This is a genomic window from Microbulbifer sp. SH-1 (genome assembly GCF_011326135.1).
In the GTDB taxonomy this organism is placed as follows: domain Bacteria; phylum Pseudomonadota; class Gammaproteobacteria; order Pseudomonadales; family Cellvibrionaceae; genus Microbulbifer; species Microbulbifer harenosus.
Genome location: NZ_CP046948.1, coordinates 3,597,478 through 3,612,943 on the forward strand (window position 1 = coordinate 3,597,478; position 15,466 = coordinate 3,612,943).

The window sequence follows — 15,466 nt, forward strand, 5'->3', positions numbered from 1 at the left end:
GCTGTCTCCATTTTTATCGTCTTTTCAGGGAGCGACAGATGAAAGCCCGCAATATCCTCGAAACCATCGGCAACACCCCGCATGTGCGCATTAACCGTCTGTTCCGCGACGATATCGAAGTGTGGATGAAGGTGGAGCGTTTTAATCCCGGCAGCAGCATCAAAGATCGCATCGCGCTCGGTATGATCGAGGATGCGGAAAAATCCGATGCACTGAAACCCGGCGGTGTGATCGTGGAGCCCACATCCGGCAATACCGGTATCGGCCTCGCCATGGTGGCGGCGGTCAAGGGCTACAAACTGATCCTGACCATGCCGGAGTCCATGTCGGTGGAGCGACGCAAACTGATGAAGGCAATGGGAGCGGAGTTGGTGCTCACTCCCAAGGAAAATGGCATGCCCGGTGCCATCGCCAAGGCGGAGGAGATACTGTCGCAGAACGCCAACAGCTGGATGCCGCAGCAGTTCAACAATCCGGCCAATGTGACCGCGCACCGCAACACCACCGCAAAAGAGATTTTGGCGGATTTCCCCGAGGGGCTGGATTACCTGATTACCGGTGTCGGCACCGGCGGGCATATCACCGGCTGTGGCGAGGTGCTGAAAGAGGCGATGAAGGGCCTCAAGGTGTTCGCGGTGGAGCCGGAGAAATCCCAGGTAATCGCGGGTAAAGAGAAAGGTATGCACCGGCTGCAGGGCATCGGTGCCGGGTTTGTGCCGGAGGTTCTGAACAAGGGTATTCTCGACGGCACGATAGCGGTGTCGGAAGAGGAGAGCTTCGAGATGGCGCGCCAGTGCGCGCTGCAAGAGGGCATTTTTGTGGGCATCTCGTCCGGGGCCTCTCTAGCCGCACTCAAGCAGAAGGAGCAGGAGCTCGCGCCGGGCAGCCGGGTGCTGGTGTTCAGCTACGATACCGGCGAGCGCTATCTGTCCATCGAAGATCTCTTTTCCGCCTGAACTCCCGGCCTCCCAAAGCTGCAGCGGGATGCCCCATCCGCCGCGCTCTGCGTATAATCCCCCGTTTTGTCGTCAAAGAAAGTCAAAGCGGGGGAATCATGGAAAATGTAATTAGCAGGGAACTGCTGGATCGGGTCATCGCCATTTCGGTACAAGCCGGAGAGGCGATTCTCGAGGTGTACAACGCCAGCGGCGAGCTGGAGGTGGACACCAAGTCTGACGATTCCCCAGTTACCGCCGCGGATCTCGCAGCGCACAGAATCCTGCTGCCCGCGCTGGAGCAGCTGATCGAAGGCGTGCCGGTGCTGTCCGAAGAGGGCAAACTGCCCCCGTTTGAGGTGCGCAGCCAGTGGAACCGCTACTGGATTATCGACCCGCTGGATGGCACCAAGGAGTTCATCCGCCGCAACGGCGAGTTCACGGTGAATGTGGCGCTGATCGAGAACGGCGAGCCGGTGCTGGGGGTGGTGCATGTACCGGTACTCGATATCACATACGCCGGCGCCAGGTCCCTCGGCGCGATCAAGCGGGATGCCGGTGGTGAAAGGACCATCGGAGTGCGCGCGATGCAGCCGCGTCTCGACAGCAGCCAGCCAATCGAGGTGGTGGCGAGCCGCAGTCACGGCGCCGGTGCGGTGGACGAACTGCTCGCGCGCATTGAGGGCAGCCTCGGTGAGACCGGGCTCAAAAACATGGGTAGCTCACTGAAGCTGTGTCTGGTGGCGGAAGGCGCCGCGGATCTCTACCCGCGCCTGGCGCTCACCTGCGAGTGGGACACGGCGGCGGCGCAGGCGGTGGTGGAAGCGGCCGGCGGCATCGTGGTGGACGAGCAGTTTGCGCTGCTGCGCTACAACCAGAAGGACGCGCTGCTGAACCCCTTCTTCTATGTGATCGGCGATCCGTCCTACGACTGGAAGTCCCTGCTGCTCGGTTAAATGCGCCCGGCTGAAGGGGAAAGACTGGTCTAGTCTTACTGGTGTATCCGGCTGCTGCGCGATATGTCGCGATGGCCGGATAACCGGGATCTGACCGGGAGGTGCCCCTTGCCCAGCAGTCATAACATTTCCAGACACATCAATATCAGCGAGGCGGAGATCCGCGCATTGCGCTTGCGCCTGCAGACTGAGATCACCTGGCTGTCACGACAGGTGGAGGATCTGCAGGGCGCGGATGATGCTCCCGACCTGTCGCTGGTCCAGACCTACCGGGAAATGATCTTTTCCCGTCGCGCCCTGCTCGGGCGCATTCCCCGCTAAATTTCTCCCGCCTGTCGGCAACCGGCGCCGGCGTCGTATAAATAGTTTTTCCGCGGAGAAATTTGCTCAGGTTTCGACAATTGGGTCTACGCTTGGTGGGATATAAATTTAACGTAAACGAGTAAGTCCCATGCGCTACCCGGTCGTGGTACACAACATCGAATTTGCCGGTTACGGTGCCATCGCACCGGATCTTCCCCACTGCCACTGCCACGGAGATACCCTCGAAGGCGCACTGCAGAAAATGGCGGAAACCATTGCCCAGCGTCTGGACGATCTGCAGGCGGCGGGTGATCCACCCCCGGTCCCCGGCGAGCTCGACAAGTTGCGCAAAAACCCTGCGTTTGTGGGCGGTGTGTGGGCGATTATCGACATCGAGCGCAACGAATTACGACCGAACTCCTGAACGACGGAGCGACAAAACCAACAAGACGTATTTGAAAAATTTTCAAATGTTTTATCCAAGGACGGTGACAATGAAAGGTCTGGTATTCCTTCTGGCCCTGTTTACTTCCAGTGCCGCATTGGCCCAGTGGAACAATCCATTCGACGGCTACTGCAATGGCGAATATCGTGTAATCGGCACCCTCGGACTCGGCGTCGGTGAACTGCAGATCAATGATGATCGGGACTTCGCCGGCTACGCCAGTATCGGTGTCACACCGACCGTCGGCGTGTGGCAGGTGGAGCTGCGCTACACCGGCTTTGACGATGGCCGGGTAAATGTGGACCAGTGGGGAATCGGGGCCAAGGTCGACTTCACCCTGACCTGCGATGTGCAGTGCTTCTACTGGATGGTGGGGTGGAACTACGGTGAGTTCGATGTGGACACCATCGAAAAGCACGGTGTCCTGTATGAAGTGAACGACGACAGCAGTGACAACTACTGGAATGCCGGCGTCGGTTACCGCTACAACTGGACGCGCGACTTCGATACTTCCATCGAGTACAACTACAACAATGTGCGCAACCGGGTCCGTTATTTCGATGTCGACGAGAATTTCCAGCGCCGCTTCGACCTCGGCCACCTGCGCACGCTGACAATCAATTTTGCGTACCGGTTCTAATCAGAAAAGGGCCGGCTGATTCGAGCCGGCCTCTACTTAAGTCTCCCTCAAAAGCAGTAAACCGCCTTCATCCACAGGGACCGCCCCGGTTATCCAGCGGTTGCTGACCTGGATTCACGTCAGCGGGGCCTGTGCTGGCGGATGGGGCTCGGGTTTAGAGTTTACCGCTGCGTTTCAGCTGCCAGTAGGCTTCCACCAGGGACATATGCATTTCCGACGGCAGGGCATCCGCGAGGATGGTTTTGCGCGCGCGCAGCTGCTGGAGCAGGCGGCCGCGGCGGCGCACAAAATCCCGGCCCGCGCCGTTCAGCAGTGCACTGTCAAAATCCACTACCGGCTTTTCCAGCAGTTCGTCCAGCGCGCGCTCGCGCAGGCACGCCACCATGACCAGGTGGTGGCGGGAGAGCTGCGCCACTGCGGCGGTGAGGTCTTCGCTGTCCTCGTCGCGCACATTGGTGAGCAGAATCACCAGCGCGCGCCGCTGCTGGCGTGCCAGCAGCTGTTCCGCGGCGGCGGTGTAATCACTGTGTGCGGTGCCCGAGTGCAGATCGTAGACGTGGTTCAACAGCAGGTTGATTGCGCCCTCGCCCTTTACCGGTGGCAGTCGGCCCTGATTGCCGGCAAAGCACTGCAGCCCCACCGCGTCGCCCTGGCGAATGGCCACATAAGCAGACAGCAGCAGGGCGTTGAGGGCGTGATCAAAATGGCTCAGATCGCCGTCGCGGGCGCGCATGCGGCGGCCGCAGTCCAGCAGGAAGATGATTTCCTGGTCGCGCTCGTCCTGGTACTCGCGGCTGATCAGTTTCTGCATGCGCGCGCTGGCCCGCCAGTCCACCTGGCGCTGGCTGTCGCCGCGGCGGTATTCCCGCAGCTGGCGGAAGTCCAGGCCTTCGCCCCGCCGCTGCTGCTGGTGTACGCCGAGAAAACGCAGGGTCTGTTCGGTAGAGAGCGCCTGCAGCGAGGAGATGCCGAGAAAATTCGGGTACACCTTCACCTGTTGCGGCTCCCCTGCCAGTACCTTGCACTGCCACAGTTGCCACGGGGAGTGCACCAGCAGCTCCAGCCGGCCGAAGGCGGCGAGTCCGCGGCGCACCGGCATCGCGGTGTAGTGGGCGACGATCTCCTGCTGCGGTTGCAGCTGAATGGCGAGCGGCAGGTTGCGGGCGCGCAGCTCTTCCGGTAGCTGGTCGGTAACCAGCAGATTGAGCGGACGGGTACCAGTGTTGATCAGGTTCAGGTCGATTCGCTGCTCTACCCCGAGCGCCAGATTGCCCGGCAGGTGCCGCCGGCCGTCGAGGCCGCGGCAGTGGCGGCCGGTGGCGAAATCCAACAGGCTTGCCAGCGTCAGCGCGCCGAATCCCAGCCACCAGGTGTTGGCCAGCAGCGCCGCCGCCTGCGGCCACCAGATGCGCGCGGCGCTTACCGCGAGCGCGCTGGCGCAGGCAATCAACAGCAGGCGAATCAGCAACGGAGAGGGCTTCACAGCCGCGGTGCCTCCACGGATGCGATGATTTGTGCCAGCACCGAGTCGGCGGTCTCGCCGTCGATCTCCATATCCGGCGATACCGCCACCCGGTGGCGCATGACGGGTATGGCCATGCTCTTGATGTCGTCTGGCAGTACGAAATCGCGCCCCTCCATCAGAGCGTTGGCGCGGGCGGCCTGGATCAGACCGATACTGGCGCGGGGGCCGGCGGCGCGGCGCAACTGGGAGGATTCGCGGGTGGCGCGCACCAGGCGCACGGCGTAACTGAGCACCTGCTGGTCCACTTGTACCTGCGGCACTAGTGCCTGCAGTTGCTGCAGCTCGCCGGCATTGAAGACCGCCTGGACGCCATCGCGCAGGGCGCGCTCGATGTGGCCACCGCTGGCGGCGGCCGCCAGCTGTTCCTCGGCCTGCTGGCTGGGAAAGTCGATCAAAACCTTGAGCAGGAAGCGGTCAAGCTCAGCTTCCGGCAGCGGGTAGGTGCCCTCCTGCTCCACCGGGTTCTGGGTGGCGAGCACCATGAATGGCAGCGGAGTGGCATGGGTTTCGCCGTCGATGGTGACCTGCTGCTCCTGCATCACCTCCAGCAGCGCCGCCTGGGTTTTCGCGGGCGCGCGGTTGATCTCGTCCGCCAGCAGCAGGTTGGTGAATACCGGGCCGCGGCGCACCTCGAAGCGGCTCTCCGCCATGTGATAGATGGCGTGACCGGTCACATCCGCGGGCATCAGGTCGGGAGTGAACTGGATGCGGCGGAAGTCGCCGCCAAAGCCCCTGGCGAGGCTGCGCACCAGCAGTGTCTTGCCGAGCCCGGGCACGCCTTCCAGCAGAACGTGTCCGCCCGCGAGCAGCGCGATCAGTACCTGGTCCACCACCGCGGGCTGGCCGATGACCACCTGGTTGATGCGGCGGCGGAGTTGCTCCACCCGCTCGCTGGCCTGCCGCCAGTGTCCGTCGGTGTCGCTTCTGGTGTCGGGTTCGGAGTGCAGTTGTGGAGCCAGGTCCGGGGTGGATTCGCTCATAGGGCGGCCTCAATGATCTGAATGCTGCGCAGTCGCGCGGTAAAGTCGTCTTCATTGCGGGGCGCTTCCCCCCACAGGGTGTGAAAAATATCGCTGGCGCTCAGCCCGGTTAGCGCTGCCACCGTCTCGCTGAGTTGCCGGCACTGTTCCGCAGTCAGTGCGTTCTGGCGCTGGCCGCAGAGCTTGTGCAACAGCGGCGCGCGCGCCTGTTCATACAGATTCTCGCCGCGACTGTGGCGCCAGTAGAAGTGTCCGCAGGCGCGGATGTGTTCAAGCAGCGAGCGGCGGGCGCTTGCGGGGGGCGCAATCAACGGACCGAAACGGCGGCTGCGATTGGCGATCCACGCGGCAATGGTGAGCAGTGCAGCAACGAAGAACTCCAGCGCGTAGCGCTTGATCAGGTTGCCGAGGGTGTCAAACCTGGGCTGGGTGACCATCACCAGACTGCGCTCGCCCACAAGGTGCGCGAGAAAGTAGGCGTGATCGAATTCGCCGATGCGATGGTTGTGCCACAGCTCGCCGTCGGTCATCAGTGTGAGACGGCCGCGGCCATACTCGTAGAACACCAGCGGTGCCTGCGTGGAAATACGTTGGAACGGCACCCAGTGCAACGGACTTCCGTTTACGTCCGTATCCGCACCCTGATCCATCATCTCGTGGGTGAATACCTTGTGCGGGTTGAAGTAAAGCGCGTAGCTGGCGCCGCTGTCGCTGGTGAGGTTGATCAGGCGGTCGGGGTCGACGTCCGGGTCGCGCGCGGGCGCGTCACCGGCGTCCGCCGCGTCTTTTTGAACGTCTTCGCTTCCGGCTTCCGGTTCCGCCAGCTTGCGGTTGTGTTCGCGCATCAGCTCGCTGATGGTTTTGTCCTGCAATTTGCTGGCGTCCTCGCCGAACATCTCCCGCACCTGCTGATTGAAATACAGGTCCAGGTCGCCGGTGGCGACTTCGAGGCCGAGCATTTCCAGCAGCAGATCCTGCTCGTGCTCGCCGCCGCTACTGTGGGCCACCACAATGGCCTGGCCGCCGCGCTCGATCCAGTCCATAAGCTCCCACAGCCGGTCGCTGTTGTAGATCTGGCTGGAGCTGGCAAGAAACAGCGCGTCGCTCTCATCCAGAGCCGATACGACGGCGATGTTATCGGCGCGGCGGTGGGGTATGTCGATGCGTTCGAGGAACTGCTCTGCGGCCAGAAACGGATTGCGCCGCGCCTCGGCACCATAGCCGAGATCCACTTCTTCACTGAAGCGTTCGAAAAAAAACAGAAACAGGGCGCCGGCGGCAACAACCAGCAGCAGTGTCGTGGCGATGGCGATACGGCTCAGTTTCACCGGGCGGTCTCCTCAGTGCGGAATACCTGCTGCCACTGTGCGCACAGCGCTTCCAGCTGGGCGTTCGCCGGCGCCTTGTGGGCGTAGGCGAGGCGCTGCCAGGTAGCTGTGAGCAGGCCGAAAAACTGCACCAGTGCGGGGTGCAGGCGCGGGTCCTGTTGCGCTTCGTCGCGCACCAGGTGCGCGCACTCCGCTTCGGTGTGGTGATCCTGGAACGGACAGTCGTAGCGGGAAATGAGATCCGACAGGCTGGCGCGGTACAGAAGTCCCAGCGCCTCGCGCTCGGCGCCGGCCCGCCACAGACGCAGCACTTCTGCGGTAATGTCGTCCGGCAGGCTTTCCCGTCGCAGGTCGAGGCCGAACAGGGTTTCGGGGCGCCGGGTCTCCGCTGCTTTTCTGCGCGGGCGCTGGCCGAGTAAAGCGCGCAATTGCTCGCGGTAATTCCACAACAGCCAGGCGCAGATACCGGCCGCGAGAATCCACAGCATCAACTCGATAATCCCGGCAATCAACGGCCAGAACACACCGTCACTGGAATTGTTTTCCCGCTCTTCTTCATCGTCGCCGAGGCTCTCAAGCCACTCGATAAAGGCGATAAACCAATCGGGAAAGCGGTACTTGCGGGCATCGAATTCCCGCATCCGCCAGCCAGTTTTTGTTTCCCGCAAATGGAAGTCGTCACCCGCCAGGGTGTCGTCAATCAACTGCTGGGCTTCGCCGGGATTGACCCTGTCTGCAAGCGCCGGTTGTGGCAGCGACAGCAGTGTGCACATACCGATGGCGGCTGCGCACAGCAGCGCGCTGGTGGACGTGCTGCGTGCCGTGACGGGGCGGGTGTTGGTGGCCGCTTTCCGGCCGGATGTCAGGCGCGCGCGCAGTTTGCGAAAGTGAATTTCGAGATCCCAGGCTTCCAGATCAATACGGCGGCCAATGTAAAGCATGAACCCGGCACACACATAAAACGGCGCGACCATTGCCATCACCAGCAGCGACATGCCATTAGCGAGCCACTGCATCAGGTTTTCGTTGTTGATGAGCATCGGCCACCAGTCGATATCCAGTTGCTCCGGCAGCATCAGCAACACCAGTGCCGCAACACCTATACCGAAGATCATTTCCACATGCGCGCCGACGATATGCAGCCAGCTGGCGGTGCCTGCGGTCTTGCGATGCAGGAGGGTAAGACGCGCATGGCGCACCCGGCCGGTGGCTTGTTCCAGCACCGTTACCGGCAGATCGAATGCGCGCGTAAACGAGAGACGGCGCCAGCTGAGCCAGGCGAACCAGTCGCGTCCATTGGCGCGACGAAACTGCGACAAGGCTTCGCGCATATGGATCTGTTCGCCAAATAACTGCCGGCTTACCACCAGCAGCGGCAGGCGCTCGAATAGCGGTTTCAGCCACCAGATACAGAAAATCGCCAGATTGGGACTGTGCGGAAACAGCAGCGCCATCAACGCGAACAGCGGTGCCGCCGGGATCAGCCACAGCAGCGTCATCTGCAGCCAATGCCGCCGCGCGAGCACTATGCCCAGGTCCACGGATTGCCAGTTGGAGCGCAGCCGCGCGCGCACTTGCAGACGGTCGAGATTCATCGCCCGCCCTCCAACGCCGCTGGGGCATCCCGGCGCCCGGCGAAGCAGCAGTAAGCGATCACCAGCAACCAGAAACATCCGCCCACCGCGAGTTTTACCGCGATGCTCACTTCGGTGCTGGACGACCAGAAAGCCTCCAGAAATGCGGCGATAACCAGCATCAGGAAGGTGCCGTACATGATTTTCATGGCGTCGTGCCCGGCTTCGCGCAGGGCGTGGCGGCGGCTCAGATTACCGGGACTCACCAGTGCGTGGCCCAGGCGGAGCCCCGCCGCGCCGGCGAATACGATAGCGGTCAACTCGAAGGCGCCGTGGCCGATGACAAAGGGATAGAAGGTGCTGACAAATCCGACGCGGGTGATATGCCCGAAAATCGCGCCGAGAAACACACCGTTGAACAGCAGGAAAAAAATCGAGCCGAGTCCGAAAAGAATGCCAGAGGCGAACATCTGGAAGGCGATACCGATATTGTTCTTGATGTAAAAGCCAAACATCATCAGATCGGAATCGGAGCCGCGCTCGCGGCCCAGCACGCGGTTGCCCGGGTCGTACATGGACTCAATCTGCACCACCTGCTCTGGCGACATCACCGCGTAAATCAGCGCATCGTTCCAGTAGCTGCCGAGCCCCATCACCAGCGCAGGCGCGAGAAAAAGTGCGCAGGCGAGCCACACAAACCGCGACTGCGCGCGCAGCGCGCGGGGAAAGCCCGCAAACAGATAGTCCAGCCAGCGGTTTCTGGAGACCGACTTCTGTTGGTAGATGCGCTGGTGACAGGCCATTACCAGCAGGTTGAGACGCGTCACCAGGCTGCCCGTGTACTGGCGCTCCTTGGCGACGGCGAGATGCTGGCACAGGCAGCGATAGGCTGCGGGTATATCGTCGAAAACCGGCGCCCCTTCGGGAGCGTCCGCCTTCCGTGCCACGCTCTTCTGGTAACCGGCGAGCCAGTTATCCAGCTGTTGCCACAGCGGTTCGTGGCGCTGCTCAAATTCCCGCTGCTTCATGGCGTGTCCGCCTGGTGTTTGCCGTCCCGCGCGCCGAGCAGCCAGTGGCCAATGGCGAACAGCTGACGCAGGCCGGGTTCACCGCTTTTGCCGGTGACCGGTTGTATAAGATCGGCCAGCTCCTGCTGGCGAGCCTGGCTCAACACGCCGCTGCGTTCGGTGAGGCTGACGATTGCCTGCTGGTCGGCAAGGCTGAGCCCGCGCGGCGGCGGTGCGGGCGCGACATTGGGCAGGGCCGTCGCATGCACCCCCTGTTCGCGATAGATAACAATAGTGCCCGCGGCGTAGTCGCCGAGGCGCTGGAAACAGCCACTCAGGGTCATACTGAGCATGCCGGCACAGTAGCCGAATGGCAGAAAATCGGCGAAGCGCAGCAGATTGCGCATGATCGAGGCGCCCCAACCCACCGGGGTCAGGTTGTCATTGACCACCGCGAGGCCAAACGCGCGTTTGCCCGGGGTCTGTCCGCCGCGGAAAATTTCAAACACAACCGGGTAGAACCACTCCAGCAGAAAGGATGCGAGCAGCCAGACGCCGACGCCGGTTTTGCCGGCAAACGTCAGCGCGATTCCCAGTGCGATCAGGATCAGGGTGCGGTAAAACAGGTCCACCGAGTAGGCCAGGATACGCGGCACCGGCCCGGCAACATGTGCCGTCAGGTCGATCCCTTCGGGGGTTTCGATTTCGTAGAGGGTGTCCAGGCCGGTGTCGTCGGCGACGTCCGCAGAGTGGCCCGGAGAGGATGCTGAAGGAGCGGAGAAGTTCTGCATTGGAAGCTGCTACAACGGAAACGAGGGCAAATACCGGCGAAGGGGCCCCGCACTCGGGGCCTCTCCGCCGTCGCGGAAATCAGATTTCCGGATTGGCCTCATGGCCGCCAAACATATTGCGATAGAGGATGCCGTAGGCAATGCTCAGGGTCGGAATGGCCCAGATCAGGCCGATAATCAGCGCCAGGAAGCCAGCGAAATACAGCAGCATCAGCACGATCATAAAACCGAAGACCCCGAACCAATGCTTGGTAACGGCCTTGCGCGAGAGTTCCAGCGCCTGCCAGGGACCGAGGTTTTTGTCCACGATCAGCGGCAGGACCATGACATAACCGATCGCCAGGTAGATCCCGGGAATGACCAGCAGGAGAAAGCCCAGAGCCATCAGGATGTACATCAGTACCATGGCCACCGCCAAGGGCAGGATTTTGTCAAAGTGCGCAAACACCTCGGTGCCGGATACCTGCTCGTCGCGGGCGATCTTTACACCGATCATCATCATGCCTGCACCCAGCGGTGCACTGACGGCGACAATAATGATATTGGAAAGGATCGCGCCGAGGCCCGCGTTGGCCTCCGGGTCGGTAAAGGATTGGCCGGTGATGAGCGTGGCCACCACGGAAATGCCGATATAGGCCACTAAATACAGCAATACACCCAGCCACACTGTGCCTTTGTTGCCTTTGGTTTTGGCCCAGGCCTCACTCAGGGTATCGCCGATGGCAACCTGATAGTCCCCCGCCAAGGCTTTGGGGATGGAGCCCATACCCGCATTGCCACTGTCGTCGCCCGCCAGCTCAGCCTGGGGTGCGTTGTAGATATCACTCATGGTCGAAATTCCTTGATCGAACTTTCTTGTCTTTATTGTGCCGGCAGTACTCCGCCAACCGGTTTTCCGCAGGGGGCCGGTTCCGGCAACAGGGCCTGCAACCATATCACAGCTCTTATGCGCTTTGGCGTGGTATTCCTGCTGATGTAAGCGTCTGTAATCCACCTCCCGCCGAGGGTACTATTGGCACCATTACGCGAGCGACGCAGGGGATGAGCAATGGGCAGATGGGGGGTGCGCGCCGGACTGGTCGTTGTGCTGCTGGGACTGGTGTATGCGGCACTGCCGTGGTACTCCGCCCACAAACTAGTGGAGGCGGCACAGCACCGGGACCTTGCGACCATGGAACGCTATGTGGATTTTCCACAACTGCGGCGCAATATCCGCAATCGCCTGTTGGAGGATGTGCGGACCGCTATGGAGCGCGATCTGTCGCCGGAACTGGGAGGTTTCTTTTCCGCCGGTGCGGAGCTGTTACTCGGTCCCCTGGTCGACAGCCTGATCAGCCCGCGGGGCATTTCCGAACTGATCCAGGGTCAGAAAGACTGGAAAGAGTTCGAGCGTGAACTCGAGGCTGTATTCGGCGGCGCCCGTCCGCCTGCCGCCTCTCCCGCCCCGCAACCGGAAGAGCAGGCGCAGGAAGAAGAGCACCGGCACCACTGGCAGTTGCGGCAGTGGCGTTTCCGCGGCCTGAACCGGGTGGAGGTGATCTGTAGTAATCGCGAAGACAATTCCGAGGTAAAACTGTTCATGCAGCGCAGCGGCTTGCGCTGGCGGCTGGTGGACATGCGACTGATAAACGACGAATCGAAGGGGGCGTGAACGTGGCAATCACACTGGAAATGCACGAGTCGAAAAATGTGTTCGGCGACTCACTGATTCCCTGCAGCAGCGATCCACTGACGGGTTTTTTCCGCGACAGCTGCTGCAATACCAGCGATCAGGATTTCGGCTCCCACACCGTGTGTGTGGAAGTGACCGAGAACTTTCTGAAGTTTTCCCGCGAGCGCGGCAACGATCTCAGCGCGCCGGTAGAGGAGTTTGGCTTTCCCGGACTGAATCCCGGCGACCGCTGGTGTTTATGTGCGGCGCGCTGGCTGGAAGCGCAGAAGGCGGACATGGCGCCCCGGGTGTATCTGCAACGCACCCATCTGCGCGCGCTGGAAATTGTTCCTCTGGAGCTGCTGCGCCGGTATGCGGCGGATCTGAATTGAACGTCGGCTAAACCGGTTGATGAAAACGCTCTGCGGCAGACCATCCTGGCCTGCCCAGAGCCAGCCTTGCGGCTGCAACCAACTCACAGGATGAGAATTTGTTGGTGAGCGCGGTATCCATTCCCACCGGGGCCCCTGAACGCAGGGGCCGGCGTGCTCAGGAGTCAGCTTGCGCTTAATGCGTATTGCCGGCAATAGCCCCTTGGAGTCAAATCCCATCCATGGGCGCAACAATTTGCGACCGTACTGGCGTTCGGATTCAGGAAAACTACCGCGAAACTAATGCATGACCAACGCTTGCACAGCATTGCATACGACCCGCTAGACCAGACCTTCCGCCAGCACTTTCGATACCAGTTGCCCGGTGGTTTTGCAGTCGGCCTTTTTGAGAATATTTTTCCGGTGATTTTTTACCGTGTGTTGTGAAATTCCAAGAATCTCCGCAATTTCCACACTGGTTTTTCCCTCCGCCAGCATCCGCACTATCTGTATTTCCCGTCCGCTGAACGGGGACGGCGCGCCGACCACCTGGTTGTTTTCATCGAACACGTCGATATTGAGAAAACTCTCGCCACCGAACAGATGCAGTAGTGACAACTTGTAGTTGTTGCGGCTGGTGATATGGGAAATATCCGTGTGGATGCTCAGCACCTTGGCGACCCGGTTGGCTTCATCCGTAGCCAGGACCAGAGCCTGGTGATTGAACATGCGATAACTGCCATCGCGGGTGCGCAGGCGTCCACAGTAGGAAATCTTGTAATTCCGGACCTGCTTCCTGCCAATCTGGTTGTTCAGTATCCTGAGCGCGGTTTCTTCGGCGCGCGCGGCAAAGGGCAGGTCTTCCGGGTGACCCCGCTCAATAATGGATTGAATGGTGGTGGCAGTTGGGTCGAGCCCGAGAATCCGTTCCACGGAATTACTGACCAGCATCGGCTTCCGGATATTGAGAAAGTCCAGCACATAGTAGTAGGCGGCACCGGTACTGAAGGTGTTAGCAATAAACTCATCGATTTCCTTGTGCGGCAGAGAAATGTCCTGCCGTGCAAAAAAATCCGGCACGTTGCGCCAGGCGCGATGAATCAGGTTTTTTTCCGGTTGCAGATCTTCAGGTTCCATCGAGATGGTCCTTGTAATTATGTGGTGTCCCCTGTTTGCTCGGCTATTTCACCCCGCGCCGGTGAAACTGACGGCAACAGCAGCAGACTTCTATAACAGAATACGGCGTTTGCAGGGATCAGATAAGCCCCTCGACAATACAGCTGCCAAACAGCTGACCCATGTTCTGACACCCGGCCTTTTTCAGAATGCGCTTGCGGTGGTTCTTGATGGTAAATTCTGAAAGCGCCAGCTCGCGGGCTATCTCCGGACTGGTAAAACCGCGTGAGATCAGACGAATAACAGAAATTTCCCGCTGGCTGAACACCGGCTGGCTTGGCTGCAGGGTATCGGGCTCGCCATCCACTTCTATATTGAGGTACGAGGGTTCACCGTTCATGCCGATCATGGAGAGGCGGTAATTGTTTTCCGCACACAGGTGGGAAATGTCCGTGTGTACATTCAGAGATTTGCCAATCCTGCCTTCATCATCCGTGGTCAGAACAATGGACTGATGATTGAACAGGCGATAGCTGCCATCGCGCACCCTGAAGCGGAAGCAGTAGGAAAACTTGTAGTCGGTTATCTTTTCCAGGGCGATCTGTTCCCGCACCAGGCGCAATGCCGTGGCCTCAGCGCTGGCCACAAACGCCATGTCGTCGGGATGGATCTGTTCGAGAATGTCCTGAAAGGTGAGGCGATTGAGGCGGAGGTCGTGGTGTTGCTCGAGCTGCGGGCTGACATACAGAAAGCTCAGATCGAACAGATCAAACACATAGTGATAACAGGGCCCATTGCTGAAGATGCACCCCATGAGTTCGTCAATCCGGAATCCGGAAAGCGCTGTCCTGTTCCGTGCCAGCATTTCATGGCGGCTTTCCCACACGCCCGTGAGCAGCTCGGTTCTGGGCTTGCCGGTTTGCGTCTCGTCGGCCACAGGTACTGTCCAGGATAATTGTTGTTATTGCATCGGCAGTCGGGCCCGTCTTTGGGGATGCGGCCCCTGAGTCATCGGGTTATTGCGACACACGTCACATTTGTGAGGCTTTTGTACCAGAAGCGTCTGTGACAATGCAATTACCCCCCGTGTTATTTGCGTACTTCGCGCGACTTTCAGGTGACCGCAATGACGGTCGGGCAGTAAAGGCAGAAAAGTTCGGTGGTGCCGGGAGGTGAGCGCAGCCCGAACCCATGGAGTTGGATCTGGCCGCGATGACTGTTCAATTGGCCCGGGGGGCCGAGCTTGAAGACCGGGATGCTGGGGTCAACTACCCGGAAAAATACTTCAATCTATATTGCTAAAGGGCTGACACAGAAGTTTGAATACCCTCTTCCATTGCGGGCGATGCCACCGATCTACTTTCCAAATTGGTCGGGAAAATACTTCAGCCTACCTTGCTATATGCTAGGCACAGAGTTCTGAACAACCTCAGATCGATAAGTTAGACATGCGTCAAGTTCTATCGGTAAATATTTGATCAAAGCTAATCTCAAAGCTAATTGTTTTAACAAAATTGTTATTACTTAAAGCCTTCTGGTAGTCATCTGGTTTTAAAGCTCCTTTCGAAAAAGCAGTAAAAAATTCTTCGATCTCAGATCTAGGAAGATCATAACAATCAAGTCTTATAACAATATTCTTGCCTTTTGACTCGGGGAACTTTTTAGCTAACTTACCATCGATCACGGCATCAATAGTATCGTATAAGCGATCTTGCAGGCCGTACAAAAAATCTTCAAGAGAACCTTGGATTGGCCCTTCTTCAACAAGAACCATCAACCATTCGCCGTCAGATTTTCCTCTTGCAATAAAATCAACCACCACATCTTGAGGTTTGCTCATTTAA

17 protein-coding genes are annotated in these 15,466 nt (G+C 59.8%); 7 read left to right on the forward strand and 10 right to left on the reverse strand.

The window, feature by feature from the left end; all coding sequences use genetic code 11:
- Positions 1 to 38: 38 nt before the first annotated feature.
- From cysK to GNX18_RS14835, 5 genes are all read left to right on the forward strand, one after another.
- Positions 39 to 956, forward strand: a complete 918-nt coding sequence (cysK, locus tag GNX18_RS14815; protein WP_138234288.1) for a cysteine synthase A — start codon at positions 39 to 41, stop codon at positions 954 to 956.
- 98 nt (positions 957 to 1,054) lie between these two features.
- A complete protein-coding gene (cysQ, locus tag GNX18_RS14820; protein ID WP_166219024.1) occupies positions 1,055 to 1,891 on the forward strand; it encodes a 3'(2'),5'-bisphosphate nucleotidase CysQ in 837 nt (278 codons plus the stop codon).
- 108 nt (positions 1,892 to 1,999) lie between these two features.
- Positions 2,000 to 2,212, forward strand: coding sequence for a hypothetical protein (locus GNX18_RS14825; protein WP_166219026.1), 213 nt, complete (start codon positions 2,000 to 2,002; stop codon positions 2,210 to 2,212).
- A gap of 130 nt (positions 2,213 to 2,342) precedes the next feature.
- Positions 2,343 to 2,618 (forward strand): type II toxin-antitoxin system HicB family antitoxin, encoded by a 276-nt coding sequence (locus GNX18_RS14830; RefSeq protein ID WP_138234291.1) that lies wholly within the window; start codon positions 2,343 to 2,345, stop codon positions 2,616 to 2,618.
- 70 nt (positions 2,619 to 2,688) lie between these two features.
- Positions 2,689 to 3,279, forward strand: a complete 591-nt coding sequence (locus tag GNX18_RS14835) for an outer membrane beta-barrel protein (RefSeq protein WP_166219028.1) — start codon at positions 2,689 to 2,691, stop codon at positions 3,277 to 3,279.
- A 154-nt stretch (positions 3,280 to 3,433) separates the two neighbouring features.
- Here GNX18_RS14835 and GNX18_RS14840 read toward each other — a convergent pair whose 3' ends face one another.
- The 7 genes from GNX18_RS14840 to GNX18_RS14870 all read right to left on the reverse strand — a co-directional run bounded on the left by GNX18_RS14840 (position 3,434) and on the right by GNX18_RS14870 (position 11,313).
- The gene (locus tag GNX18_RS14840) at positions 3,434 to 4,762 is read right to left on the reverse strand and encodes a DUF58 domain-containing protein (RefSeq protein WP_166219030.1); all 1,329 of its coding nucleotides are present in this window, start codon (positions 4,760 to 4,762) and stop codon (positions 3,434 to 3,436) included.
- Positions 4,759 to 5,784 (reverse strand): MoxR family ATPase, encoded by a 1,026-nt coding sequence (locus GNX18_RS14845; RefSeq protein ID WP_166219032.1) that lies wholly within the window; start codon positions 5,782 to 5,784, stop codon positions 4,759 to 4,761. The genes GNX18_RS14840 and GNX18_RS14845 overlap by 4 nt, the downstream gene beginning before the upstream one ends.
- Positions 5,781 to 7,112, reverse strand: a complete 1,332-nt coding sequence (locus GNX18_RS14850) for a DUF4350 domain-containing protein (protein ID WP_166219034.1) — start codon at positions 7,110 to 7,112, stop codon at positions 5,781 to 5,783. The genes GNX18_RS14845 and GNX18_RS14850 overlap by 4 nt, the downstream gene beginning before the upstream one ends.
- A complete protein-coding gene (locus GNX18_RS14855) occupies positions 7,109 to 8,707 on the reverse strand; it encodes a DUF4129 domain-containing protein (protein ID WP_166219036.1) in 1,599 nt (532 codons plus the stop codon). The genes GNX18_RS14850 and GNX18_RS14855 overlap by 4 nt, the downstream gene beginning before the upstream one ends.
- Positions 8,704 to 9,714, reverse strand: a complete 1,011-nt coding sequence (locus GNX18_RS14860) for a stage II sporulation protein M (protein ID WP_166219038.1) — start codon at positions 9,712 to 9,714, stop codon at positions 8,704 to 8,706. The genes GNX18_RS14855 and GNX18_RS14860 overlap by 4 nt, the downstream gene beginning before the upstream one ends.
- Positions 9,711 to 10,484, reverse strand: coding sequence for an RDD family protein (locus tag GNX18_RS14865; protein WP_166219040.1), 774 nt, complete (start codon positions 10,482 to 10,484; stop codon positions 9,711 to 9,713). Before GNX18_RS14865 ends, GNX18_RS14860 begins: the two co-directional genes overlap by 4 nt.
- Before the next feature lie 79 nt (positions 10,485 to 10,563).
- Entirely contained in the window at positions 10,564 to 11,313 is a 750-nt protein-coding gene (locus GNX18_RS14870) for a hypothetical protein (protein ID WP_166219042.1), read from the reverse strand.
- A gap of 219 nt (positions 11,314 to 11,532) precedes the next feature.
- Here GNX18_RS14870 and GNX18_RS14875 point away from each other — a divergent pair, with 219 nt between their 5' ends.
- Both GNX18_RS14875 and GNX18_RS14880 read left to right on the forward strand, forming a co-directional pair.
- The gene (locus GNX18_RS14875) at positions 11,533 to 12,135 is read left to right on the forward strand and encodes a DUF2939 domain-containing protein (protein WP_166219044.1); all 603 of its coding nucleotides are present in this window, start codon (positions 11,533 to 11,535) and stop codon (positions 12,133 to 12,135) included.
- A 20-nt stretch (positions 12,136 to 12,155) separates the two neighbouring features.
- The gene (locus GNX18_RS14880) at positions 12,156 to 12,527 is read left to right on the forward strand and encodes a DUF2237 family protein (protein WP_371808109.1); all 372 of its coding nucleotides are present in this window, start codon (positions 12,156 to 12,158) and stop codon (positions 12,525 to 12,527) included.
- Positions 12,528 to 12,848: 321 nt separating this feature from the next.
- On the opposite strand, the gene GNX18_RS14885 is transcribed toward GNX18_RS14880, so the two are convergent.
- From GNX18_RS14885 to GNX18_RS14895, 3 genes are all read right to left on the reverse strand, one after another.
- Positions 12,849 to 13,643 carry a LuxR C-terminal-related transcriptional regulator gene (locus GNX18_RS14885; RefSeq protein ID WP_166219046.1) on the reverse strand — a complete coding sequence of 265 codons (795 nt, stop codon included), beginning with the start codon at positions 13,641 to 13,643 and terminating at the stop codon, positions 12,849 to 12,851.
- Between the two features lie 118 nt (positions 13,644 to 13,761).
- Complete coding sequence (locus tag GNX18_RS14890; protein WP_166219048.1) at positions 13,762 to 14,559, reverse strand: LuxR C-terminal-related transcriptional regulator; 798 nt, start codon at positions 14,557 to 14,559, stop codon at positions 13,762 to 13,764.
- A gap of 516 nt (positions 14,560 to 15,075) precedes the next feature.
- Positions 15,076 to 15,462: a hypothetical protein gene (locus GNX18_RS14895; RefSeq protein ID WP_166219050.1), complete on the reverse strand. Its 387-nt coding sequence runs from the start codon at positions 15,460 to 15,462 to the stop codon at positions 15,076 to 15,078.
- Between the last annotated feature and the right edge of the window lie 4 nt (positions 15,463 to 15,466).

Excerpts from the sequence above, each read along its gene's own strand:
- cysK (WP_138234288.1), top strand. The coding sequence starts at position 39 with ATGAAAGCCCGCAATATCCTCGAAACCATCGGCAACACCCCGCATGTG.
- cysQ (WP_166219024.1), top strand. The coding sequence starts at position 1,055 with ATGGAAAATGTAATTAGCAGGGAACTGCTGGATCGGGTCATCGCCATT.
- GNX18_RS14830 (WP_138234291.1), top strand. The coding sequence starts at position 2,343 with ATGCGCTACCCGGTCGTGGTACACAACATCGAATTTGCCGGTTACGGT.
- GNX18_RS14835 (WP_166219028.1), top strand. The coding sequence starts at position 2,689 with ATGAAAGGTCTGGTATTCCTTCTGGCCCTGTTTACTTCCAGTGCCGCA.
- GNX18_RS14845 (WP_166219032.1), bottom strand. The coding sequence starts at position 5,784 with ATGAGCGAATCCACCCCGGACCTGGCTCCACAACTGCACTCCGAACCC.
- GNX18_RS14855 (WP_166219036.1), bottom strand. The coding sequence starts at position 8,707 with ATGAATCTCGACCGTCTGCAAGTGCGCGCGCGGCTGCGCTCCAACTGG.
- GNX18_RS14860 (WP_166219038.1), bottom strand. The coding sequence starts at position 9,714 with ATGAAGCAGCGGGAATTTGAGCAGCGCCACGAACCGCTGTGGCAACAG.
- GNX18_RS14865 (WP_166219040.1), bottom strand. The coding sequence starts at position 10,484 with ATGCAGAACTTCTCCGCTCCTTCAGCATCCTCTCCGGGCCACTCTGCG.
- GNX18_RS14870 (WP_166219042.1), bottom strand. The coding sequence starts at position 11,313 with ATGAGTGATATCTACAACGCACCCCAGGCTGAGCTGGCGGGCGACGAC.
- GNX18_RS14875 (WP_166219044.1), top strand. The coding sequence starts at position 11,533 with ATGGGCAGATGGGGGGTGCGCGCCGGACTGGTCGTTGTGCTGCTGGGA.
- GNX18_RS14880 (WP_371808109.1), top strand. The coding sequence starts at position 12,156 with ATGCACGAGTCGAAAAATGTGTTCGGCGACTCACTGATTCCCTGCAGC.
- GNX18_RS14885 (WP_166219046.1), bottom strand. The coding sequence starts at position 13,643 with ATGGAACCTGAAGATCTGCAACCGGAAAAAAACCTGATTCATCGCGCC.
- GNX18_RS14895 (WP_166219050.1), bottom strand. The coding sequence starts at position 15,462 with ATGAGCAAACCTCAAGATGTGGTGGTTGATTTTATTGCAAGAGGAAAA.